Source organism: Pseudoalteromonas sp. K222D, assembly GCF_017653575.1.
Lineage (GTDB): Bacteria > Pseudomonadota > Gammaproteobacteria > Enterobacterales > Alteromonadaceae > Pseudoalteromonas > Pseudoalteromonas nigrifaciens.
In genome coordinates this window covers 41902-64469 of record NZ_JAGGDL010000011.1, presented here as the reverse complement: position 1 = coordinate 64469, position 22568 = coordinate 41902, and the positions used below count along the sequence as shown (strand labels likewise).

The 22568-nt window shown below is 40.1% G+C and carries 22 protein-coding genes and 3 tRNA genes; 16 read left to right on the top strand and 9 right to left on the bottom strand.

The genetic code is table 11. The annotated features are described in order from the left end of the window. Window positions 1-92 precede the first annotated feature (92 nt). The 3 genes from J5X91_RS07910 (at window position 93) to J5X91_RS07900 (ending at window position 6484) form a co-directional block, all read left to right on the top strand. Entirely contained in the window at window positions 93-1820 is a 1728-nt protein-coding gene (locus tag J5X91_RS07910) for an autotransporter assembly complex family protein (RefSeq protein WP_197108290.1), read from the top strand. After that, window positions 1820-5497 (top strand): translocation/assembly module TamB domain-containing protein, encoded by a 3678-nt coding sequence (locus J5X91_RS07905; protein WP_208834363.1) that lies wholly within the window; start codon window positions 1820-1822, stop codon window positions 5495-5497. The genes J5X91_RS07910 and J5X91_RS07905 overlap by 1 nt, the downstream gene beginning before the upstream one ends. Before the next feature lie 90 nt (window positions 5498-5587). Then, complete coding sequence (locus J5X91_RS07900) at window positions 5588-6484, top strand: peptidylprolyl isomerase (protein ID WP_208834362.1); 897 nt, start codon at window positions 5588-5590, stop codon at window positions 6482-6484. Window positions 6485-6522: 38 nt separating this feature from the next. Here J5X91_RS07900 and queF read toward each other — a convergent pair whose 3' ends face one another. Next, window positions 6523-7368, bottom strand: coding sequence for an NADPH-dependent 7-cyano-7-deazaguanine reductase QueF (gene queF, locus J5X91_RS07895; protein WP_011328638.1), 846 nt, complete (start codon window positions 7366-7368; stop codon window positions 6523-6525). A gap of 59 nt (window positions 7369-7427) precedes the next feature. Here queF and syd point away from each other — a divergent pair, with 59 nt between their 5' ends. Continuing rightward, window positions 7428-7967 carry a SecY-interacting protein gene (gene syd, locus J5X91_RS07890; RefSeq protein ID WP_089368970.1) on the top strand — a complete coding sequence of 180 codons (540 nt, stop codon included), beginning with the start codon at window positions 7428-7430 and terminating at the stop codon, window positions 7965-7967. Window positions 7968-8064: 97 nt separating this feature from the next. On the opposite strand, the gene J5X91_RS07885 is transcribed toward syd, so the two are convergent. The 3 genes from J5X91_RS07885 to J5X91_RS07875 form a co-directional block, all read right to left on the bottom strand. Next, entirely contained in the window at window positions 8065-8838 is a 774-nt protein-coding gene (locus tag J5X91_RS07885; RefSeq protein WP_208834361.1) for a Zn-ribbon-containing protein, read from the bottom strand. A 16-nt stretch (window positions 8839-8854) separates the two neighbouring features. Beyond that, window positions 8855-9118 (bottom strand): hypothetical protein, encoded by a 264-nt coding sequence (locus tag J5X91_RS07880; protein ID WP_011328635.1) that lies wholly within the window; start codon window positions 9116-9118, stop codon window positions 8855-8857. Window positions 9119-9239: 121 nt separating this feature from the next. After that, window positions 9240-9476: a DUF2789 domain-containing protein gene (locus J5X91_RS07875; RefSeq protein ID WP_011328634.1), complete on the bottom strand. Its 237-nt coding sequence runs from the start codon at window positions 9474-9476 to the stop codon at window positions 9240-9242. Between the two features lie 278 nt (window positions 9477-9754). On the opposite strand from J5X91_RS07875, the gene J5X91_RS07870 reads away from it, so the two are divergent. Next, the gene (locus J5X91_RS07870) at window positions 9755-10396 is read left to right on the top strand and encodes a GNAT family N-acetyltransferase (protein WP_011328633.1); all 642 of its coding nucleotides are present in this window, start codon (window positions 9755-9757) and stop codon (window positions 10394-10396) included. 673 nt (window positions 10397-11069) lie between these two features. Here the strand turns inward: J5X91_RS07870 and J5X91_RS07865 are convergent. Both J5X91_RS07865 and J5X91_RS07860 read right to left on the bottom strand, forming a co-directional pair. Next, window positions 11070-11369: a DUF3301 domain-containing protein gene (locus J5X91_RS07865; protein WP_011328632.1), complete on the bottom strand. Its 300-nt coding sequence runs from the start codon at window positions 11367-11369 to the stop codon at window positions 11070-11072. Beyond that, window positions 11370-12398, bottom strand: a complete 1029-nt coding sequence (locus tag J5X91_RS07860) for a DUF3549 family protein (protein ID WP_208834360.1) — start codon at window positions 12396-12398, stop codon at window positions 11370-11372. A 210-nt stretch (window positions 12399-12608) separates the two neighbouring features. Here J5X91_RS07860 and J5X91_RS07855 point away from each other — a divergent pair, with 210 nt between their 5' ends. The 5 genes from J5X91_RS07855 to J5X91_RS07835 are packed head-to-tail and all read left to right on the top strand — an operon-like array spanning window position 12609 to window position 16145. Then, the gene (locus J5X91_RS07855) at window positions 12609-12929 is read left to right on the top strand and encodes a YqcC family protein (RefSeq protein WP_192531553.1); all 321 of its coding nucleotides are present in this window, start codon (window positions 12609-12611) and stop codon (window positions 12927-12929) included. Further along, on the top strand, window positions 12922-13686 hold the full coding sequence (gene truC, locus J5X91_RS07850; protein ID WP_011328629.1) for a tRNA pseudouridine(65) synthase TruC: 765 nt from the start codon (window positions 12922-12924) through the stop codon (window positions 13684-13686). Before J5X91_RS07855 ends, truC begins: the two co-directional genes overlap by 8 nt. A gap of 3 nt (window positions 13687-13689) precedes the next feature. Further along, on the top strand, window positions 13690-14133 hold the full coding sequence (locus tag J5X91_RS07845; protein ID WP_208834359.1) for a flavodoxin: 444 nt from the start codon (window positions 13690-13692) through the stop codon (window positions 14131-14133). Between the two features lie 4 nt (window positions 14134-14137). Further along, on the top strand, window positions 14138-15022 hold the full coding sequence (locus J5X91_RS07840; protein WP_208834358.1) for an NTP transferase domain-containing protein: 885 nt from the start codon (window positions 14138-14140) through the stop codon (window positions 15020-15022). A gap of 49 nt (window positions 15023-15071) precedes the next feature. Further along, a complete protein-coding gene (locus tag J5X91_RS07835) occupies window positions 15072-16145 on the top strand; it encodes an aminoglycoside phosphotransferase family protein (RefSeq protein ID WP_208834357.1) in 1074 nt (357 codons plus the stop codon). 44 nt (window positions 16146-16189) lie between these two features. On the opposite strand, the gene J5X91_RS07830 is transcribed toward J5X91_RS07835, so the two are convergent. Both J5X91_RS07830 and gloB read right to left on the bottom strand, forming a co-directional pair. Then, entirely contained in the window at window positions 16190-17773 is a 1584-nt protein-coding gene (locus J5X91_RS07830; RefSeq protein ID WP_011328626.1) for a LysM peptidoglycan-binding domain-containing protein, read from the bottom strand. Between the two features lie 156 nt (window positions 17774-17929). Beyond that, window positions 17930-18703: a hydroxyacylglutathione hydrolase gene (gloB, locus tag J5X91_RS07825; protein WP_208834356.1), complete on the bottom strand. Its 774-nt coding sequence runs from the start codon at window positions 18701-18703 to the stop codon at window positions 17930-17932. A gap of 53 nt (window positions 18704-18756) precedes the next feature. Between gloB and J5X91_RS07820 the strand changes: the two genes are divergently transcribed. Next, window positions 18757-19524, top strand: a complete 768-nt coding sequence (locus J5X91_RS07820) for a class I SAM-dependent methyltransferase (RefSeq protein ID WP_011328624.1) — start codon at window positions 18757-18759, stop codon at window positions 19522-19524. A gap of 21 nt (window positions 19525-19545) precedes the next feature. On the opposite strand, the gene rnhA is transcribed toward J5X91_RS07820, so the two are convergent. Further along, window positions 19546-20010: a ribonuclease HI gene (gene rnhA, locus J5X91_RS07815; RefSeq protein WP_011328623.1), complete on the bottom strand. Its 465-nt coding sequence runs from the start codon at window positions 20008-20010 to the stop codon at window positions 19546-19548. Window positions 20011-20078: 68 nt separating this feature from the next. Between rnhA and dnaQ the strand changes: the two genes are divergently transcribed. The 5 genes from dnaQ (at window position 20079) to J5X91_RS07790 (ending at window position 22565) form a co-directional block, all read left to right on the top strand. Beyond that, the gene (gene dnaQ / locus J5X91_RS07810) at window positions 20079-20792 is read left to right on the top strand and encodes a DNA polymerase III subunit epsilon (RefSeq protein ID WP_011328622.1); all 714 of its coding nucleotides are present in this window, start codon (window positions 20079-20081) and stop codon (window positions 20790-20792) included. 9 nt (window positions 20793-20801) lie between these two features. After that, window positions 20802-22172, top strand: coding sequence for a TIGR03503 family protein (locus J5X91_RS07805; RefSeq protein ID WP_208834355.1), 1371 nt, complete (start codon window positions 20802-20804; stop codon window positions 22170-22172). Window positions 22173-22270: 98 nt separating this feature from the next. Then, window positions 22271-22347 (top strand) — tRNA-Asp (locus J5X91_RS07800). Between the two features lie 26 nt (window positions 22348-22373). After that, window positions 22374-22450, top strand: a tRNA-Asp gene (locus J5X91_RS07795). Window positions 22451-22488: 38 nt separating this feature from the next. Next, window positions 22489-22565: transfer RNA gene (locus tag J5X91_RS07790), tRNA-Asp, on the top strand. Window positions 22566-22568: the final 3 nt, after the last annotated feature.

Below are 22568 nucleotides of genomic sequence, written 5' to 3'. Positions count from 1 at the left end.
AGCTATTAAGTTAATGTAAGGCTCATTACGGCTATGATATTATAGAGTTGATGCATCGTTATATTTTAAGAATTAAAGGTAAGGATATTTACTTGTTTAATCAGTTTTTGCGTTACATGTTTATTTTTTGCATTCTTCTGAGTGCTCAGTCTGTTGCCTCTGAAAATGTAATAGAAGATTATGAGATTAAAGGGATAAATGACGATTTAGAAAAAAATGTTGCGCTTTATTTAAAACAACTTATAGGTGAAAAGCCGACCTTGACCCTGCGCCGCTATGCAAAAAAACAAGTCGAGAATAGTATTAAAGCATTAGGGTATTACAGCCCTAAAGTAGAGGTTAACTTTGATAAAGATGAGCGTGATTTGGTGGTTAGAGTTGAGCGAGGGCCAGCTACTCGCATCGCTGCAATAAATATTAGTGTAAAGGGGGCTGGCAAGCAGGACCCCGCTTTATTGGCAGTAATTAATAATATTACCCTAAAGCAGGGAGATATTTTAAACCACGGACATTATGACAGCGCGCATAAAAAAATAGAATCAATGCTGTTAGAGCTAGGTTATTTTGACGCTAAATGGCCTGCGCGTAAACTAGAAGTATCTTTGGGGAAACATAGCGCAGAAGTTACTTTTATTATTGAAACTGGGGGGCGTTATCAGTTTGGCGATATTGTAATTGCTAGCGATACCCCTGCTGAAAAGTATATTCGTTCTTTAGCGCCTTTTGCCAAAGGGCAGCCTTATAAATCGACCCACATAGCCGATTATAATCTTGATTTATCAAGCACTCCTTATTTTACTAGTGTACGAGTATATGCAGATATAACCGAACGTAAAAATAACCAAGTACCTATAAAAGTAGATGTATTACATAAACCTGCAAATAGCTATGAAGTGGGTGGTGGCTTTAGTACCGACTTAGGCCCCAAAGTGCGCTTTAAATGGAGTAAACCATGGATAACGCAAGATGGCCATTACCTAGAAAGTAACTTAAATGTGTCTGAGCGACAACAAGATATTTCAATGGCTTATACAATCCCAGAGGATGATCCTAATGACGATTTATGGCGTTTTTCGGTTGGTTATAAACTTGAGGATGAATTAGCTAATAATATTTATAGTGAAATACTTACCGGGCAAGTACAACGCCAATGGTTAACTGATAATAACTGGGTGCGTACCGCTTTTATACGCCGCGACCATGAAACATATAGAATAGGTGACGACGAAGAAGAAAGCAGTGAAATGTTAATGCCAGGTATTAGTTATGCACGTAAAAAATCAAAAGGGGGAACAACCCCTTATTGGGGCGAACAGTGGTTAATATCTGCAGAGTTTGGCGTAGAAGATGTACTCTCTAGTACTAATTTGATCCGCGTGCAGTTACAAAACGCTTGGCTGAGAACTTATTTAGACCGCCATTTAGTGTTTTTAAAAGCGAACCTAGGTGCCATGTTGGTCGATAATATAGCTAATGTGCCGTATTCACTGCGCTTTTTTGCTGGTGGCGATCAAAGTGTGCGTGGTTTTGCGTATCAATCAATTTCACCCGAAAACGATGAAGGGCAGCTAATAGGGGGTAAGTACTTAGTCTCTGGTACTGCAGAATACAACTATCAGTTTGCGCAAAATTGGCGGGTTGCTTTATTTGTAGATGGAGGTACTGCAACCAATGATTTTTCGGATAGATTTGAAGTAGGTGCTGGGTTTGGTTTTCGTTATTTAACACCTGTAGGTCCGGTTAGAATTGACCACGCTTGGGGACTTACCAAAGAAAGTAAAAGCACCCGTTTGAGTATTACTATAGGGCCTGAAATTTAATGACTGTATTTAAAAAAATAACTGCAAGTGTCAGTGCTGTTTTAGTCATACTGCTAATAACCGTATTTTGTATATTATTTACTGCACCCGGTAATCAATTTATTGCTTATAGTGCAAACAAGTTGGTTGATGGTTTAAATATTGACATTAAAAACGGCCGGTTTTTATATAACGATGTATTTAATGTTAGGTATAACAATAACGGGGTAGATTTTAATGCCCAGCAACTAAAGCTTAATTTATTTTGGTGGCAGTGCGACGGCATTTGCATTGATAATTTAAGTGCTAATACAATGGCCTTAACTTTGGAGCAATCAACTGAAGCAGTTGCAGAAGAGCCATCTGAGCCACTAACTAAAATTACCTTACCTTTTAATATCGCTGTTAAAAATATAGCTGTAAAAGTATTTACTTTAGAACATCCAAGCGCCAACGTGCGTGTTGATAACTTTAAGTTATCGGCAAAAGCGATGGGATCAGAGCTTGTAGTAAAAAGCTTAAACATACCTAAAATACTGGTTACGCTAAAAGAGCAAGCCCAATCCCAGCAATCACAAACAGCATCAACGGCAATTACGCAGCTTCCTGCACTGCCTAATATCGAATTTACTTCACCACTGGATATAACCATTGAGCAGTTTGATATTGATAAAGTGGCTATACAGCAGGGCGAGCAAGACTATGAGATAGAAAATATAGCACTGCAAATGACTGTAGAAGATGCCAAAATAAATTTATATTCTTTAGCGGCTCGTTATCAGCAGTGGCAATTAAATACACAACTTAACACAGAGCTTGCAGGTAATATGCCGCTAAAAGGTCATATTGTATTAAAAAGCCCGCAACACCAAGCTGACTTATCACTCAGTGGCGACTTGGCAAATTTAAATGTTGATTTAGAAACCACAGGGCAATTTCCGCTTAGTTTAAATGCCAATGCTAATTTAAAGCAAACAAACTACCCATTTACAGTTAAAGGCAAAATAAACCAGTGGCTGATCGACGCACAAAGCGAGCAGTTAACGCTACGTAAGGTTAACTTAAGTGCGCAGGGCAACGCAGATGACTATCAACTTAGTTTAACTGCAACGAGCCAGTTAGGCGCGTACCCAGCCGTTGATTTAAACACACAATTAACGGGCACGCTTACCCATGCACAGCTTTCTACATTGTCGGTTAAGGCCAACGACAGCACTGCAAAAATAAATGCCAATGTTAACTGGCAACAAGGTATAAAAGCAGATTTTGCAGGGACGCTATCGCATTTAAAAGCGCAATACTTAACAGATGCAGTAACGAGTGATATTTCTGGGCAGTTTAAAGGCTCATTTAATGCACAAACGGATACTTGGCAACTGAAAATGAATAATACCAAACTCACCGGCACACTTAACGACGTGCCATTAGAGTTTGCCGCAAACTTTAGGCTAGATAATGCATTAAAAGCTAATATTGATAGTTTTTATTTAAGCAGTGGTAAAAATAAATTAGAACTCAATGGCCAAATAGATAGCAAATGGTTAGTAGATGGCAATATAACGCTACAAAGTGATGGGCAGGCTAATATGCCATTTATTGCAGATGGTAAGGCCAATATAGCCCTTAGAGGTCAAAGGTTAACACCGTCGGTTGACTTAGCATTAATGCTAGATCGCTTTATTTTTGATGAAATAAACATAAGTAAGTTATCTGTTAAAGCTGATCTTGATACAGCGGCCGATTGGCAAACTAATATTGCAATAGATGTTGGTTCGGCTTTAGTTGCTGAGCAACAAATTAACAGTGTAAAAATAGATGCAACAGGGGATAAAAAAGATCATCAACTTACCGCATCTGTTGATGCGCAACAAGGTGCAGTTGAGTTTGAAGTTAATGGTCAACTTACCAATGCGATTTGGCAAGGTGCATTGAGCAATGTGCAGTTAAGCGATAAAAAGCTAAGCTTTAACAACAGTAAAAAAATTACACTTAACGTAAACACCCAAACAGGCGATTTTGATGTAAGTAAGCACTGCTGGCAATCTGCACAAAGTGAGTTGTGTATCGACACTTTGTCGCAAAATAAACAGTTAGGTCAATTCAATGCTAAATTAAACAATTTAGCACTTGAGGAACTAAAGCATTTACTACCTGATAATGTTGGTGCAGAAGGCGCTTTAACAGGGGAATTTGTTGCAAACTGGCAAGCGAGTGCGCTGAAAACATTACGCGCTTCTTTAAATTCAAATAACTTAATAGCCAAATACAATTCCGAAGAAGATAACTTTCGTTTACCAATAGAAACGCTTAGTGTGAATGCATTTACTGATTCTCAAACAGGTAAATTAACAGCTAACTTAAACTCTAGCGTGTTAGGTGAAATTACCACCCAAATTAATGTAGATGACATACAAAACACGCAAGCGTTAAGCGGTAATGTAAACATAGATAAAATATTATTTTCTAACTTGCAGCCATTTTTAGACACTATTGAGCAGCTCAAAGGCAATATTAGCGGTAAAATTGCATTAGCAGGTACATTAAAAGAGCCACTCCTTGAAGGTGAAGTAAATATTGATGATATTAATTTACAAGGTGAACAACTACCAATAGCACTTGAAAAATCGAATGTGAGTATTTTATTTAACAAAGCGACAGCAACAATTAAAGGCCTTTTAACAGATCCCCAAGGCGGGAATATTAAATTAAATGGCGACATAGATTGGCAAGGTGAACAACCAGCCGTTAACGTTGCAATAGTAGGTGAGCAATTTTATGTACGTGCTCAGCAAGGAGTCGTTTTTAAAGTATCTCCAGATTTAAAAATTGGTTTGGCTAACAACGCAATAAACCTTGTGGGTGAAGTAATTGTCCCTTATGGGCGAATTGAAATAGAAGAGTTGCCAGAGGGCGCTGTGCAAGTTAGCGATGACGAAATAATCGTTGATCAAAAAACCAAAGCGACTAAAAAAGTGCCATTTGATTACGATATAGATTTAAAACTGATTGTAAAAAATGACGTGAAAATTGAATCATTCGGTCTAGAATCTAAAGTAGAAGGCGATTTGGCGATTAAAATGAGCCAAGGAACTCCTATTATTGCCACAGGCGAGCTTAAGTTAGTAAACGGTACATACTTAGCATTTGGCCAAGATTTGTTAATTCGTACCGGCCAGGTTGGCTTTAGTGGCTCAATAGAGCAGCCTTACTTAAATATTAAAGCCATTCGTAATCCCGAAAACACCGCCAATGGTGTTATTGCTGGGGTAACGCTTACAGGTAATGTAGAGCAACCCAGGCTAAAAGTGTTTTCGGAGCCAGCGATGGATCAGGCACAAGCTTTGGCCTATTTACTCAATGGCCAACCACTAGGCGAGGGCGATAGCTCCACCGATGCTATGCTCACTCAGTTGTTACTTTCGCAGGGGGTTAGCCGCAGTGAAGGGCTGGTTTCTAAAGTGGGTGAAACGTTTGGTTTGTCGGATGTTAGCCTTACCTCTAAAGGCAGTGGTGAGCAAACAAAAGTAGAAATATCAGGCTATGTGGCACCGAGCTTACAAGTAAAATACAGTGTTGGTATTTTTGACTCCCTTAGTGAAGTGGCAATACGTTATCAGCTGCTTTCGCAGTTTTATATCGAAATAACCAGTGGGCTATATCAAAACGTAGATATACTTTATAAGTTTGATTGGGACTAATAACTACAGGTTAAAGCAGATGTTAGCAAGTAATAACCAAGCTTAAGGATAAGACCCTAATGTAAAACTATAATAATAAGGCGCTAATTTATGAAAAAGTACCTGTTAACAGTGGCCGCTGCGATGTTATTAAACGGCTGTGCTGGACAATATAAACAAAGCATTACCACGCAACAAGGTGAGCCTAAAATAAAGCACACTGCCAGTGACGTTATTACTAAAGCCGCCGAGGACGAGTGGCGAGTGGTTAACCCACAAAATATTTTAAAAATAACCTTACCCACAGGCGCCACTTATATTGAGCTTAATCCGCAGCTTGCTCCAAAGCATGTAAAAAACATTAAAAAACTTGCGCGAGAAGGCTTTTATCAAGGAACAAGTGTTTATCGCTTTGTTGAGGGATTTGTAGCTCAAGGTGGTGCTAGCAGTGCTAAAAAGATTATTAAGACTGCAAATAAATCACTTTTGGCCGAGTTTTATTTAACTACTAAACACCCGTTGGCAATTACAGCCCTTGAAGGTGATGGTTATGCACCTATAACTGGTTTTTTAAATGGTTTTGCGGTTGCTCAAAACGCACTACAAACCCAAACTTGGCAAGTGCATTGCAGTGGCATATTTGCAATGGCGCGAGATAACGATATAAATAGTGCAAGCACCGAATTCTTTATCACTATAGGGCAAGCGCCACGTTATTTAGATAAAAACACCACTGTATTTGGACGCGTACTTGAGGGTATAGAGCATGTTAACCGCTTAGAGCGTACCGCTCGCAATGATAAAGAATTTAACCCAATAACTGATATTCAAGTACTTGAAGACATTAATAATAGTGATAAAAGTGTTTTTAAAGTGATGAAAACAAACTCACAGGCATTTAAAAACCTAATTGCGGCAAGAAAAAATCGCTCTGAGCCTTGGTTTGTACATACAGCTAATTATATAGACGTGTGCGCTGTGGCTATTCCCACCAAACGTAGTGAATAAAAAAGGAGCCTAGGCTCCTTTTTTATTACAATAAACACTTATTGGCGGTTAATTTTAACTGCAAATGGCGTGTCGTTATTATGAGTTGAGCGATACGGATTTATATCAAGGCCACCACGGCGCGTATAGCGAGCATAAACTTCAAGATTTTTAATGCTGAGCTGAGTGCTTAAATCGCTATAAATACGCTCCACGCATTGTTCATGAAACTCATTATGGGTTCTAAACGAAATTAAGTAGCGCAGTAACGACTCTCTACATATTTGCTCACCTGTATAACGAATAATTACACTTGCCCAATCGGGTTGTGAGGTAATTAAGCAGTTAGACTTAAGTAAGTGGCTATGCAGGGTTTCGGTTACCGTTTTATTGCTTTGCGATTTTAGAGAATGAGCGTCAATATCGTAGTTATCAATTTCGATATCTAAATCATCAATACACTCACCAGGTAATGGGGTGTAAGGAAGGCAGTTATACTCATCTGCATTGTATAAAGTTACCTGTACTAAGCTGTTAACCACTGCGGTTAGATCTTTAACTAAATGCTGTTTCACTTCATCACGGCTGTTAAATCGAGTTTGGTTAAAGCTATTTAAATACAGTTTAAACGATTTAGATTCAACAAGGTGACTGCTTTGGCAGGCAAAAGTAAATACAGCGATAGCGACTTGCGGCTTGCCTTTGGCGTTTAACCACGACAGCTCGTAACCAGTCCAAATGTCTTGGCCTTTGAATGGTAAAGCGGCTTCGTCAATATTTAAAGCATCTCTATTTAGCTTGCGTGCAATTGGAAAAAGTAAGCTTGGAGTATATTGATCTATATATTCAGTTGATTGGCCTAACACACTGCCTTTAAGGTCGGGAGAATTGCTGTAATCTGTCATGTTTGCCCTTAAATAGTTACAATAGCGGCATTATATCTAATTTAAATGAGTTTCATAGTATGTCTGTTGTATTGCAGTTAACCCAGCTACACCAAAGGTTTAATGACAAAACCCTAAAAAACACGCAAAAACATCCACTTATGGTGCACGATGAGCAATGGCCAAGCCCATGTGAAATAGGCAATGTTGATCAACAAGGTAATATTCAGTGGCAAGCTGTGCTGCAGCAACCTGCAGGCTCGCTTAATGATTTAGCTAAGGCGTTGGATGTTACATTTCCAAGTGGCTTAAATGCGCTTTATGGGCATATGTATGGTGGCAATATTCAAGCTAGTATTGATGGTCACCAAGTTGAATTGTTACAGGCATGGAATAGCGATGACTTTGATTTATTGCAACAAAATATAACTGGCCACGTTTTAATGAAGCGTAAACTTAAACAACCTGAAACAGTATTTATAGGGTTAACAGCACAAGATGATTTGTTAGTAAGTGTGTTATTGCACAGCGGTGAAGTGTGCTTAGAGTACGTAGGCAAAAAAACGCATCATGTGCTTGCTGCCAATATAGAAGAATTTTTGCAAGCGCTTGAGGTTTAATTAAAACAGGCGTTAATTACCTTAAAACGATTTAGTGTAAAGTATTAGCTCGGAATTAATTTTAATATCGAGCTAATACATTAATAATATCTTTAACTTATTGAAAGTCCCACGATATGTTAGACACTAAGGCGCAGGGCTCACACCTAAAATCAAATAATCCAAACCAGGATTCAGGTAACCTCCAATCGCCATTACAGCTTGGGCATTTACGCTCTAGTTCAGAAGTTTTATCGGTGCCACCTACGCGGTATATATAGTAATACACAGGTTTTTTAGTTAAAAAGCTAATTCGTTTAGTAATGTCTTTACCGCGGCGGAATAAGTCGCTTTTAATACTCGAAATTTCTTCAAGAGCAGGAAACTCACAACGTGTTGCGCCATTAATTTGAATTTGATCGCAGGCTTGCCAGTCTTCCTGCCATTTAATTAAGGTTTTATAATCACCATTAGCAATTGCTGGGATCTGAAATAGCGGTACCGGTAAAAAGTCGTCACCACAATAAAGTGGGCTACAAGTATGCACATAAGTGGTGTATAAAATATAGCTAGAAGGCTCGGCGCAGCAATCAGACCCATTAGAATGAATATCTTGACCAATAATTTTTACTTTTGGCGCAAGTAAACCAGCGCTGTGCAATTGCTCAATGCTGTGTTTTACAAATGGACTATTGTTAAGCGGGTGCATAGCATCTTCGTTTGGGCACATAACACGGGTAATAAAGTAACCATCTTTTAAAACAGTAGGAAACTCTTCGCCCATTATTTGGCCATTAAAACGTAGCGCATTAACCAAGCGATTAATAGCTTGTTCGGCTTTCTCTAAAGTGGTGTCTTGGTAGCAATCAAAGGTTAAATCAACAACGAACATTTATAGTCTCGAATTATTATTTTTCTAGTAGGGTAAGTAACCGGTCGAGCTTTTCTTCAATTCTGTCTAGCTGCGAAGTTTTAGAATCGCTACTACTCGGCTGTACTTGGCTTTTCATTAAGTTATAAATTGAATCTGGATTGTTTTTATACTGACTCACCGCCGCAATAATAACAGGCATCGGCACAGGCTTAATTAAACGACTTTTAGTAAGCGCGACAGTAGGTACTTTGCCTTCATCAAGAAGGACTTTAATTGCATCAAATACAGCAGCATTCATTAGGTTTATAACTCTTTAGTATAAATAGGTACGCAGCATGAAGCTGCTGCGTGGAGGCTATAGTAACAATAAATAGGGAGGGGCACATTAAATGTCCCAAATTAAATCAATTACCTTAAAATTAATTGCCTTGGCGAAGGCGTACATCAAGCTCATCAATAACTTCACTCCAATCACTGTCCTCTGCGAGTGATTCAGCTAAAAAATGCTGTTGAGATTCATCCCAAAAAGGTGCATCTTGTATTAACGTTGTATCTTCAATCGCATGGGAAGCAATAAAAGCATCAATCTGAGCTTCAGAACTAGGTAAGCCAAGTTGTGCAAACAGTGTATTTATATCGTGCTTTGTTGTATCCATGTTGTGCTCCTAGCGTGTCAAAATAAGATTATAAATAAACTATAGTCTAAGCCAGCTAAACTCACGCTGAATTTACCATTAATAACTTTACAGCTATAGTTTAGAAAGTGAGTAAATAAAGCGCTTATTTAGAGAACAAATATAAATTTATTATGTGTGTAAGTTGTAGCTATGAGTAAACCCAATCGCATTAAGTTAGTGATTATAGCGCCAAGCTAATGGTTTAATCATAAGGCGAAAATAATGATGTGTTGTTCTAATACAAAAAAGGAATAATAATGACTGTGACCACCCAAGCCGATACATTTAGCGTACAGTATTTAGCCGCAGAAGATATAAGTATTGCCGCGAGTTTAATTTATCAGGCGTACCACGACGATCCTATTTTACAAACTATGCTCAATTACGAGCAAGAGAGTAAATCGGCCTACGAAAAAAAACTTCGGTCATTAATTCGCGAAGAGCTAAGCAGCTTTTGGCAAGAAAAGCAGCCGCTTATTGGTTTATATCGTAACGATAAGCTCAAAGCCGTTGCCTGCGTGTTCGAATCAAACAGCCAATTACAGGCGCAGCGTTATTGGCATTGGCGCTTAAAGCTAATGTTAAGTGCTGGTTACTTACAAACCAATCAACTAATAGATAAAGAGCAAACAATTAGAGATGCACTAGAGCAGCAGGGCAACTACTATTTTTTAGCTTTTATTGCGGTCGATCCGCATTTTCATGGCCAAGGGTTTGGGCGTTATTTATTAAGAGGCCTAAATGACCTAGTTCAATCTAATGCTGAGTCTACAGGTATGGCGGTGTTTGTAACGCGCAAAGAGCATACTCAATTTTTTAAAACCGAAGGGTTTGAAAGCTTTAAGCAGCTTACTTTTAATAAGATTGCGGGCGAATTGTTATTTAAGTCAAAAAACTAAATTTAATTTAGGTTATAAGGTAGCCTGCATTGGTGGTTTACATCCCAAAACGGACATATGACCGTGAGATATATCTCACATCGCTGTGCGAGTTGTCAGTTTAAATTGCATTGAAATAGTTATTCCTTACCTATTTGATTGATATGTAAGGTTATTTTTATAGTTTGTGTTTTTTAATATAAATGCCATTTAATAATTAACAGCTAGGTACTATATCTACTAGCCATTTGCTTTAAACTTTACTTTGTCAAGACGACACAGCTCAATGATTGAGTGATTGCCAAGGATACGGAAGTAGGCAACATAGCAGACGCTAGCAAGAAGCAAAACGGACAAGTTAACACGGATGCAAGGATGAGTAGGAAAGTGCATGATGCGCTTAAGTGGCAGGAGCTACTAAGGGATAATCAAGGATGGCGCTACAGGAAGTAGCCGGAGCGTTAGTTTACGCAGGACAGCCAAGGTGGCAAGAGGATATTGCAGGATGCAATGTGAGGGTGAACAAGGTTGTTTGCTCGTTCAGAGGATGATAATACGGATTACACAGGTAAAGGATACCTAACAGGATGTTTGTCAATTGGGGCGTAACTTTAGTTACGCCTTAGTTTTTTGTGTTTTACTTATTTTTAAATTAAACCTTACCCTAAATTAAACTTTTAGCGCAGTATAAAGGTTATATTTTATGCGGTGGAATAACCACACTTTTTAAATACTCATTTTCCATGATCAGTATTCCCTGATAGGCATTTTCGCCATCACTTGAAAACTCAAAAATAAATTCGCTTTTCACTCCAGGTTTACCACTTTTTAAAAAGCCAAAGCGGCGTTTACTACAGGCAACGCTCATTAATTGCACCTGCAGTTGTTCGCTTTGGCGTTTAGCATGAACGTTCGCCGCCTCGGCTACCTTTCGGTTTAGCCAAAATAAGTAAATTACACTACCAATAAGTATGAACGTCCATAAACTTGCCATTTAAGAGAATAACCTTCCAATTGCACGCGCGAGGGTTTCGCTACGATTTTCTTTACGTAATAAGCCTAATAAATGCGGGCGAATGGTGGGTATTGCAACTAAATCAGCAAAAACACTCACAAATAGTTCAGTAATTTGTTGATGGTGTGCACAGTTGTCCATAAATACATGCAAGCGTTCAGGGTCTTCTAGTTGTTTAAAACAACGCCCAGCAATAGTGAGCAGTACGTCAGCATCTTGATTAACCGATGAAGTTAATACGCTATCGACCAATTGGGCGGTTAAGCCTTGCGCTTGCGCTTTAGAAAGCGAACGTAGCGCTACTGTAACAGCAAACGGGTCGTTATTTTTTATAGCCGCTTGGCCGAACTCTACTAGTAATTGACTTAATGAGGGCGGTATTTCTACATGCTCAAGCATGGCGCTAAAGGGCTGTAATACCTCAACGGGCAAATGAGGCCAGGCTTTTTGTAAATTAGCTAAGTTAGTCTCATTATCGAGGCGCAGTGCAAAATCGGCAATGCCTTGTAATGCCACACTTTGCCAATTTTCAAAACCCAGCTTACCACTAAAGTACAGCTGCGTATGCTCGTAATACTGTGATGCAGGTTGTTTTAATAGTACTTTAAGTTGCGCATTAAAGGCTGCTAATTTATTAGCGTTTGGTGTAAAAACATAAGGATTGTTATCAAGTTTACCATCGGCTTGCTCACCGGTAAGTTGTGTGCCGAGTGCTTCAATTACCATGTCGGCAAAGTGATCGCGACTCGCACTCACCAGTTTGCTTTGCTCATCTACTGGAAATTTCAAAAACCATACATAAGGTTCTTTACTCGCTTTACTATCCCAAAACTGAATAGCTAACCACGCATGACCAGCAAGCGGATATGGGTAAGGGACTTGTGCTTGCTCTATGGCTAAAAATTGTTTTTTATCAAGCTTAGTTATGTGTCTACCAATATCAAACGCGCGCCACTGAGTACCTGCATTATCTAAAAGCTGCCCTAATGTCGCTATTTGCTTACTCATCGTTTTCTCAATTGTTTTTACTACAAAATTGCGTCAATTATACGCCATAGCAAAGGTTGAGGGAACCGCGCTTATAGAGTTTGAGTTTTGATTTTGCTAAATAACTGAGCAAGCGGGGGTAATATTAAGCGGGTATTTTCAGTTACTATAATTTCCCTCTTAATAAATACAAATGGTATTATTACTTCATCTAGTTTTAAGAGGGCGGTTATGTACCAGCAAACCCAAGCTTATTTAGTGCAGTTAAGGGCACTTTTAAAAAAGCATCAGCTTTGGCAAAATGAGCCAATAGCAGCAGAAGCATTACAATCAAACGTGCCTTTTTGCCACGACACCATGGCATTTGAACAATGGTTACAGTTTGTATTTATTGAAAAAGTTGAGCAGCTAATTATTGATAAGCAGCCATTGCCGCGCAACTTTGCAATTGCTCCTATGGCACAAATGACGCTTGCGAGTAAAAAAGGCAGCGATGAAATTATTACTCTGTTAACAGCTCTCGATGCCTTTTTAGGAGATCCAAATGAGTGAGCGCCCAATACCAATTGAGTATGGCGAACTGACTATCTTGTATCAGGATGAAAACTACGTAGCCATAGATAAACCCTCAGGCTTATTAGTGCATCGTTCGTTTTTAGATAAGCACGAAACCCAGTTTGCTATGCAAATGCTACGCGATCAACTTGGGCAGCATGTTTTTCCGGTACATAGGCTCGATAGACCCACATCGGGGGTGTTACTGTTTGCGTTAAGTTCAGAAGCGGCCCGCGATATGAATCAGTTATTTATTGAAGGCACTATTAGTAAACGCTATTTAGCCTTAGTACGTGGTTTTGCACCCGAGTCGGTATTTTTAGATAAACCACTAAAAGAAGAGCTGGACAAAATAGCAGATAAGTTTGCCGATCAAGACAAAGCGCCACAAGAAGCGCAAACTCAGTTTAACTGCTTGCACCAAGCAGCCTTACCTATTCCCATTGGCAAGTATCCAACGGTGCGCTATTCCCTCGTAGAATGTTTTCCTAAAACGGGGCGTAAACATCAAATTCGTCGGCATTTAAAGCATTTATCACTGCCTATCATTGGCGATGTAAACCATGGTGATAATCAGCATAATCAATTTTTTAGGGAGCATTTTGAGCTGCGCAGATTAATGTTATTTGCAACTGAGCTTAGCTTTGTGCACCCTTATAGTAATGAATCAATAACAATTAAAGCGCCACTAGGTGATGCAATGCTCAGCATTTGCAAACAACTAGGTTGGCCAGATGAAGAAAAGGATTATTAATTAATGGCACATATTAGTATTTTTGTAGGCAGCGTATATGGCGGTGCAGAGCGTTTAAGTGACGAAGTAGCCACAACAATAGAGCAAGCTGGGCATGGCGTTACGGTATTTAATGAGCCAGTGTTGAGCGACATTCAAAGTGCGTCACATATTTTAATTATTACCTCAACAACCGGCCAAGGCGATGTGCCTGATAACTTGGCTGATTTTTATAATCAGTTAAATAGTACTTTTCCTATGTTAACCGACAAGCCATTTGGAATTATTGCCATGGGCGACAGAAGCTACGGCGACACCTTTTGTGGTGCAGGGCGCAGCTTTGATGAATTATTACGTGACTTACAAGCTAAGCCTGTTGGTAACCGCTTAGAGGTTGATGCCTGCGAAGACTTTGAACCTTGGCCGGTTACCGAGCCGTGGTTAACAACTTGGTTAGGTAAGTTATAATTTAATGAAAACAACAACAAAAAAACATGCACTGAGTTTGGTGGTTTTAGCGGGAGGTTTAGGAAGTCGTTTTGGCGGTAATAAACAAATTGCTGAAATTAGTGGGCTTGGTTGCACCATTATGGAGTTAAGCATTGCCGATGCAGTTGCTGCCGGTGTAACGCAGGTGGTGCTTATAATTAACCAAGCGGTGCGCAGCGAAATAGAGCAAATAATTTTACCACGTTTAGCAGCAAATATAGACGTTGTACTTATCGAGCAGCATACCAGTTTAGTGCCAAAACAATTTGAGCAACTTGCCCAACAGCGCGAAAAGCCATGGGGTACTGGGCATGCGTTATTATGCGCCAAAGACGTGATTAATAATCCGGCAATTGTTATTACCGCCGATGATTACTATGGTGCATCGTCGTTTAAGCTCCTTAGTGAGCACTTTAAACACCAAGGTAATTGGGCCATGGTAGGCTATCCTATAGTCGATACGTTATCGGGGGAAGGCGGTGTGAATCGGGGTGTTTGCCAAGTCGAAGACAACCAACTGCTGAGAATAGTTGAATACTTAAACATTCAACAACAAGCAGGGCAAATAATGGGTGATAACCCAGCAGGAGTGCGCGAAGGTATTGCGAAAGATGCGTTGGGCTCTATGAGTTTTTGGGGAGTAACCCCCTCATTTTTTCAATACTTAGAACAAGGTTTTACTGCCTTTTTACAGCAATACGATACAGCTGTAAAAGTGGAATATTATTTACCGGATCAAATTCAGCGCGCAATTACCACCAAGCAGCAAGCTGTGAGTATTTATCGTGCTCAAGAATCTTGGTACGGCGTTACCTACAGGTCAGAATTTGTCAGCGTTGCTGCAACCTTATATAAATTACGACATTAATAAATAGCACGTACTTGCCTTTTTAGGCGCAAAAATAGCGAAATAAAAAATGAATTTAAATCCTATCGCGATGCAATTAGCGCAAAGCTTTGGCCTTGGCAATAAACACATAACAATGAAAGCAATTGGCAGTGGCCATATAAACTGCACTATGCTGCTTAGCGCTCCGCAAGAGTTATTAGTGCTGCAAAAGCTCAATGTTGATGTGTTTCCTGAGCCCGATTTACTCGTAAAAAATGCCCGTTTAATAGAGCAACACCTAACTAGCAAGCAGCAATTGGGTGAGTACAACTTAGATATTATTCGCCACGTAGCGACTATTAATAATGACTATTTAGTTAACTGTGATCAGGGGGTATGGCGAGCACTAGAGTTTATTGGTGGCAGTTACAGCGACGATGTAGTCACTAATGCTACCCAAGCGCAAACTGCGGCGAATGCCTTTGGTCAATTTGCTGTGGCGCTAGAGGATTTTGATGCAGAACAATTGCACCATGTGATCCCTGATTTTCATAACTTAGCCATGCGTGCACAGACGTTTAAAACTGCAGTTAGTCTTGACCCAGAGCAGCGCTTAGCTAGTTGCCAAGCTGAGGTTGATTTTTGTTTATCGCAATTTACACTCATTGATGAACTCCAAGCATTAGCAGGATCTATACCGATAAGGCCTTGTCATAACGATACAAAAATAAATAACATGCTGTTTTGTGAGCAATCACATAATGCTAAAGCGGTAATCGATTTAGACACTTGTATGCCAGGGTATTGGCTTTACGACTTTGGTGATATGGTACGCACCTTTTGCTCACCAGAGCAAGAAGACTCCACCGATTTAAGTAATGTAGGTGTGCGCGAAGAAATATTTGCAGCCATAGTTAAAGGTTACGTAGAGCCATTAAAAGGCCTGATCACCGAGCAAGAAAAACAAAGCTTTTGGCTAGGTGCTAAAGTGATGACCTTTATGATAGGCCTGCGATTTTTAACAGATTATATTGATGGCGATAATTATTTTTCAATCAAACATGCCAATCATAATTTAGAGCGGGCGCAAAATCAGTTTGCGCTTTATAAAGATATTATTGCAAAACAAAGCACCCTTAAAGCAATATTAGCACAAGCCTAAAATAACTAAGGCGCTATAAGCGCCTTAGTTTTACCTGTTGCAGTTTAACTGCTTCTAACATCTACTTTTAATTTAAGCTTTTGCCCCGGCTGTAAATACTTTTGCCCGGCTAAACTATTCCACTTTATAATGTCGTTTACAGTTAAGTTAAACTTAGACGCAATACGCGCTAACGAATCACCACGGCGCACTTTATACGTAATTGTACGATGCGTAGTGTTTGCTGCTGTCTTTGCTTTATTAGCAGATTTATATACCGTTAGCTTTTGATTTAAACGCAATGTGGCGCTTTTCTTCAGCTTATTCCACTTTGCAAGCTCATCCATAGTGACATCGTATTCACGACTAATATCCCACAGCGTATCACCACTTTTAACCGTATGCGAAAGCTTAGTACGGCTGGTATTATTAGCCGCAGAGCGCATTTGCTCTGGTAAATGTTCGCTATTAATTGCGCCATCAGTTAGTGGCACTAATAGTTGCTGACCGACTCTAATTGTATTTGAGCTTAACTTATTTAATGATCGGATTGCACTGGTGCTGGTGGTAAACTTTTTGGCAATAACCGATAAACTGTCGCCACGCTCAACCGTATATTGCTGCCAGCGTAAGCGGTTTTTAATATCAGTATTAGCTAATTTTTGACTAAACTGCTCAGCTTTATCAACCGGTAATAGTAAAGAATGCGGGCCATTAGGATCGGTTGCCCAACGATTAAAACCAGGGTTTAACCTATACAACTCAGTGAGTGTTATATCGGCCATTTCTGCAGCGAGTGCTAAGTCAATTTGCGAACCAATTTCAACTACTTCAACAACTTGTGCATTTATAATAGGATTCCACGTCACGTTAAAGTCATCTGAGCGCTTTAACAAGTCGGCCAGTGCTAATAATTTTGGTACATAGGCGGTGGTTTCGCTAGGTAAATCAAGTGACCAAAAATCGGTCGGCAAGTGTTTTTTGCGATTCTTTTTAATCGCGCGCAACAAGCGACCTTCACCCGAGTTATAAGCTGCAATGGCATTGAGCCAATCGCCCTCAAGGGTTTTGTGTAAATACGACAAGTAATCAAGCGCAGCGCGAGTTGATTGTACTATGTCGCGACGCCCGTCATACCACCAGTTTTGCTTTAAATCGAAACGCTCACCGGTTTGTGGCATAAATTGCCAAATACCCGACGCCGTGCGATGCGAGTAACCAAACGGATCAAAAGCACTCTCTACAATAGGCAGCAGTGCAATTTCGATAGGCATTTCACGTTTTTCTATTTCTTCAACAATAAAATGCAAATAAGGTTCGGCACGCTTCGAAATACGATTTAAATAAGATTGGTGCTTTGCATAATAGTTACGCTCGGTAACTACGGGGCGATTTTGCGGCACCTCTATTGAAAGCTGGTAACGAATACGCTCCCATACATCATCAAAAATAGGTGCTTCAGTGTCAGTATCTTTAACGTGTTGATACTTGGCGCTGCTCATTAATGCATTGCTAATATCGTGTGGACTTGCGCCTCCAAGCTGCTTATTTGCTTGAGTTGCGGCTTGCGAGTCAGTGTTTTCGTTTGTTAACGTTTGACAGCCGCTTAGTGCTAATACTAAAACCAGTAATAGGGGAGATTTATTCATAAATACCAATACATGGGGTAAAAAACTCGGCGAATACTACCCGTTATGAGCTAACATTGCCACTTGTGACCTTTTAAAACACTTAGCAATAATCAAATGCTAATTTTAACTTGTTTTTTGCTAAACAAAAAGTACATGTGGCTATTGGTTAGCGGATTAAAAATGGTCTTTGAACTTTCTCAGACCCGCAAAGTTTTCCCAAGGTTCATTGTTTTTTGTAACCGAGCAAAATTCTTTTGGTAATAGTTCAGTAATGTTAGGTAAATCGCTGCGCATAAAGGGGTTTATTTTTAGCTCTTGGCCGATAGTGCTTGGTAAAGTAATTTCATTTTTGCTGCGCAGTCCATCTACTCTTTTACTATAGGCAAGTAGCTCTGGGTTACGCGGTTCAATGGCTGTTGCAAAAGCGAGGTTAGCTTGAGTGTATTCGTGAGTACAGTAAACTTTGCAATCAGCAGGTAATTCGCGCAGTTTATTAAACGAGTGCCACATTTGCTCTGCAGAGCCTTCAAATAAACGCCCACAACCACCACTAAATAAAGTATCACCAGTAAAGGCAAGTTGTTCATTAACATAACAAATATGATCTAGAGTATGCCCGGGTGTCGCTATAATATTAAAAGCAGTATTAAGCACTGTAATACTTTGGCCATCAGTAAGTTGCTGAGTAATCCCCTTAAACGGGCTGTTAGTTGGGCCGTATACAGCAATATTTGGGTTTTCGCTAACCAGCTTTGCTACGCCATCGGTATGGTCGTAATGATGATGGGTAATTAAAATACCCGCCAAGGTTAAATTATGCTGCGCCAAATAATCAAGTACTGGCTCTGCTTGGCCCGGATCGACTACCCAAGCTTGCGTATTATTGCTTGTAGTTAAGCACCAAATATAATTATCTGAAAAGGCTTTAATTGCTTTGACTTGCACCATGTAACGTTGCTCTATAAAGTGACAGTTAACACCTAGTATAACGAGCTCATAAAATGAAACCAGCCCTTAGTTTTCAAGAAGGACCTAAACCGTTGTCATGGCAGCAGTTTCCTCATGGGGATTATTTACGCTGTGAGATTGAACGTAAATTAGCGCCGTGGCTCCCCCGTATGTTTGGCTACCATATGCTTAAGTTAGGTAGTTTGAGTGGCGAGCTAAACACCAGTAAATGTTTAATAAAACACCAAGTGTGCGTAGCGCAAGCGGGCGCTCACACCGGCGTTATTGCCGATATAGACGAATTACCATTTTATGAGCACACTATTGATGCATGTATTTTAAGCCATTGCTTAGAGTATCACTCAGATCCTCACCATATTTTACGCGAAGCACATCGCACTTTAATTCCAGGTGGGTATATTGTGGTAACAGGCTTTAATCCGTTTAGTTTATGTGGGCTTGCCCAATTACTGCCATTTAGTGGCCAGAAACTGCCATGGACAGGGCGTTTTTTTACCCCTGCACGGGTTAAAGATTGGCTTAATTTATTGGGGTTTGAAATAGTGAGTGATGAGCGCTTTATTTACTCATCACTGGCGCGAGGTAATAGATTGTCGCGTTTTGCGTTTTGGCGTAGCTTTACCAAACAATACTTAAAACCTATGGGCAGTGTTTACATGCTGGTGGCACGTAAACGTGTTGCACCGCTCACACCCATTAAACCTAAGTGGCATGCTCGCCCGCGCTTTACAACAGTAGAAGGGGGCCTTAGACAAACCTCAAAGCAACACTTAAAGCATTGTGAGCAAAATAAAAAGTAATTTGGTATGTGCTAATCAGCTTTAAGGTTGATAACCTACATCATCGAGTAAATCTTTACTGCCAGCGGCATCGCGCGCTAAGTCATCTACAATTTCATTGTATTTATGACCGCTATGCCCTTTAACCCATTTCCAGGTTACGGTGTGTTTAGCGCACGCTAAATCGAGGCGTTTCCATAAGTCGACATTTTTTACTGGTTTTTTAGCTGAGGTTAACCAGCCGCGCTTTTTCCAATTCGTGATCCAAGACTCAATACCTTGTTTCACATATTGGCTATCGGTAGTGATATTAATAACACATGGGCGAGTTAATACTTCCAGAGCCACAATTGCCCCCAGCATTTCCATGCGATTATTAGTTGTTAGTTTATAACCTTGACTCAATTTTTTTTCATGTTCGTTATAAATCATGAATATACCATAACCACCGGGGCCTGGATTACCTAAACACGAACCATCGGTATAAATCTCTACGGTTTTTTCCACTGTTTTACCTTGATATTATGTACAATAAAGTGATTATAGAAAGATACCAGAGTCAGGATTAATTCGATATGGCACGCAGACAAATAGTTTTAGATACAGAAACCACCGGCATCGACCCTAAACAAGGGCATCGTATTATCGAAATAGGGTGTGTTGAATTAGTAAATCGCCGCTTAACCGGCAATAACTTTCATGTGTATATTAACCCGCAGCGCAACAGTGAAGAAGAAGCAATAGATGTTCACGGTATCACTAATGAGTTTTTACGTGATAAACCATTGTTTCATCAAATTGCTCAAGAGTTTTTTGATTATATTAAGGGTGCAGAACTGGTTATTCATAATGCGCCGTTCGATATTGGCCATATGGATAACGAATTTTCTCTGCTTAACCAGGGCTATCCTAAAACGGCCACTTTCTGTCAAGTACTCGACACGCTTAAAATGGCGCGTGACTTGCATCCAGGACAAAAGAACAACCTAGATGCGTTATGCCGTCGTTACGACGTAGATAACGCTAAGCGAACCTTGCACGGCGCATTACTGGATTCTGAAATATTAGCTGACGTTTACCTAGCAATGACTGGCGGACAAGTTAAGCTAAATTTGAATCAAAATAAAAATGACGATACCGATCAGCAAAAAGGCGGAATACGACGCTTAAGCGCCCAAAGAGCACCTCTTGTAGTATTAAGCGCCAGTGAGGCAGAACAAGCTGCACACGAAGCACGATTAGATATTGTTAATAATGAAGGCGGCCACTGTATATGGCGCGCTGATTAAGGCCATATTATGAAAACCTTTTATTTGGTAACCGCATTAGTATCTGCTAGTTTTTTTGCAACCAGCGCATATGGCGTTAAACAAGTTGAAGTACTAAAGCGTGATGGGAGGCAAAATGAAATCCCTTTATTAGATAATCGTTTTCGTATTGATAGTAAAGTAGCTGAAATAACCTTACTTTTTTTTAGAAAACCAGGCTCACCGGCTGTTATTTTAGTAAGGCCCGATGGCAGTAAATATTTTGCTACCGAATCAGTTAAAAACCCTGACTTAAGTTGGCATGACGAGCTTAGTTATGATTTGGTTACCATACGCAACCCCATGGCTGGCCCTTGGCAAGTTATAGGTAATATCTTACCCGACAGCCGCATTGTCGTATTAGGCCAGGTATCACTTGAGGCAGAGCCGTTACCGGAAATGCTGTTTCGAGGCGAGACAATAAAAATCACCGGAAAAATTTTAAATGACGGTGCTCCCATAAATGCCAATCTATTTAGAGATGTCGTTACCTTAAATGTTGATTTTGTAAGTACTAATAATGCAGAGGCTGCTAATTTTGGAGCCAGTACTCAAGAAGTCGCTGAATTTAAAGATGATGGCCGAGGGTTTGACGAACGCCCAAACGATGGCGTTTTTACGGGCGAGTTTAAATTAGACTTTCCCGAAGGAGAATGGATCCCCGAGCTCTACATAGCAACCCCCTTATTACAACGTCGAATAGTGCAAAGCAGCATTGTGGTACATTCTGCCCCAGTAAGTTACGACATGACGTTAGCAGAGCAAGAAAGTAACGAGCACCTTTTAGCTATTAATTTAGATGACACAATAGTTAAGCCAGAAACCGTAATTATGCAGGGTAAAATTTACTACCCTAATAACGAAGAGCAAATGTTTAGTATAGAGTCGGATGCACAACATACGAGGCAGTTAGCAATTAAAAATTATGGTTGGGGTCGATATAGTGTCGAGCTATCTATTTTTGGCACAAATATAAAGGGTCGTGAGTTTATGGCAACGCTGCCAACGTACAAATTTGAAATTGCACGCCCAATAGAAGCGGTACCGGCAGTTGATCCAGCGACCATAATTCCACCTGATTTAATGATTGAGAGTGAACCCGTAGCAGAAAAAATAGCGAATTGGGTTTTACTCAGCTTAATTATTGTTGGAAATCTGTGCGTTTTATTAATGGGTTGGCTGGCAATTCGTATTTTTGTACAGAAAAAATCGCTTAAATTTAAAGTGAAGCTGCCTTTTATAAATAAAAAGACAACAACAAATGACGATGTTGGTAATTCTGAAAAAAAGCAAAGTACTAAAAACGGCTCAAAAAATGACAAAAGCGGTGAAATTTTAAACCTTTCGATGACAGATGACTAAAAAACCTAAATAAAAGCGAAAAAGCCCTTGACGAAATAGGGGCTGGTTCGTATTATTCACGCCGCTGTCAGGGGAGACTCAAACAGCAACGAAAATGTGGAGTGGTAGTTCAGTTGGTTAGAATACCGGCCTGTCACGCCGGGGGTCGCGGGTTCGAGTCCCGTCCACTCCGCCAATTTTCGAAAACTTGTAAGCAAAACTGGAGTGGTAGTTCAGTTGGTTAGAATACCGGCCTGTCACGCCGGGGGTCGCGGGTTCGAGTCCCGTCCACTCCGCCAACTATTTAAACATTGTTATAGTATAAAATTTGTATGCTGGAGTGGTAGTTCAGTTGGTTAGAATACCGGCCTGTCACGCCGGGGGTCGCGGGTTCGAGTCCCGTCCACTCCGCCAACA

Coding starts and splice junctions, on each gene's coding strand:
- J5X91_RS07860 (WP_208834360.1), bottom strand. CDS start 12,398: ATGAGTAAGCAAATAGCGACATTAGGGCAGCTTTTAGATAATGCAGGT.
- truC (WP_011328629.1), top strand. CDS start 12,922: ATGAGTGAGCGCCCAATACCAATTGAGTATGGCGAACTGACTATCTTG.
- J5X91_RS07830 (WP_011328626.1), bottom strand. CDS start 17,773: ATGAATAAATCTCCCCTATTACTGGTTTTAGTATTAGCACTAAGCGGC.
- J5X91_RS07865 (WP_011328632.1), bottom strand. CDS start 11,369: ATGGCAAGTTTATGGACGTTCATACTTATTGGTAGTGTAATTTACTTA.
- J5X91_RS07905 (WP_208834363.1), top strand. CDS start 1,820: ATGACTGTATTTAAAAAAATAACTGCAAGTGTCAGTGCTGTTTTAGTC.
- J5X91_RS07835 (WP_208834357.1), top strand. CDS start 15,072: ATGAATTTAAATCCTATCGCGATGCAATTAGCGCAAAGCTTTGGCCTT.
- J5X91_RS07840 (WP_208834358.1), top strand. CDS start 14,138: ATGAAAACAACAACAAAAAAACATGCACTGAGTTTGGTGGTTTTAGCG.
- J5X91_RS07885 (WP_208834361.1), bottom strand. CDS start 8,838: ATGTTCGTTGTTGATTTAACCTTTGATTGCTACCAAGACACCACTTTA.
- J5X91_RS07870 (WP_011328633.1), top strand. CDS start 9,755: ATGACTGTGACCACCCAAGCCGATACATTTAGCGTACAGTATTTAGCC.
- J5X91_RS07875 (WP_011328634.1), bottom strand. CDS start 9,476: ATGGATACAACAAAGCACGATATAAATACACTGTTTGCACAACTTGGC.
- J5X91_RS07900 (WP_208834362.1), top strand. CDS start 5,588: ATGAAAAAGTACCTGTTAACAGTGGCCGCTGCGATGTTATTAAACGGC.
- syd (WP_089368970.1), top strand. CDS start 7,428: ATGTCTGTTGTATTGCAGTTAACCCAGCTACACCAAAGGTTTAATGAC.
- J5X91_RS07855 (WP_192531553.1), top strand. CDS start 12,609: ATGTACCAGCAAACCCAAGCTTATTTAGTGCAGTTAAGGGCACTTTTA.
- J5X91_RS07805 (WP_208834355.1), top strand. CDS start 20,802: ATGAAAACCTTTTATTTGGTAACCGCATTAGTATCTGCTAGTTTTTTT.
- gloB (WP_208834356.1), bottom strand. CDS start 18,703: ATGGTGCAAGTCAAAGCAATTAAAGCCTTTTCAGATAATTATATTTGG.
- J5X91_RS07845 (WP_208834359.1), top strand. CDS start 13,690: ATGGCACATATTAGTATTTTTGTAGGCAGCGTATATGGCGGTGCAGAG.
- J5X91_RS07880 (WP_011328635.1), bottom strand. CDS start 9,118: ATGAATGCTGCTGTATTTGATGCAATTAAAGTCCTTCTTGATGAAGGC.
- J5X91_RS07820 (WP_011328624.1), top strand. CDS start 18,757: ATGAAACCAGCCCTTAGTTTTCAAGAAGGACCTAAACCGTTGTCATGG.
- queF (WP_011328638.1), bottom strand. CDS start 7,368: ATGACAGATTACAGCAATTCTCCCGACCTTAAAGGCAGTGTGTTAGGC.
- dnaQ (WP_011328622.1), top strand. CDS start 20,079: ATGGCACGCAGACAAATAGTTTTAGATACAGAAACCACCGGCATCGAC.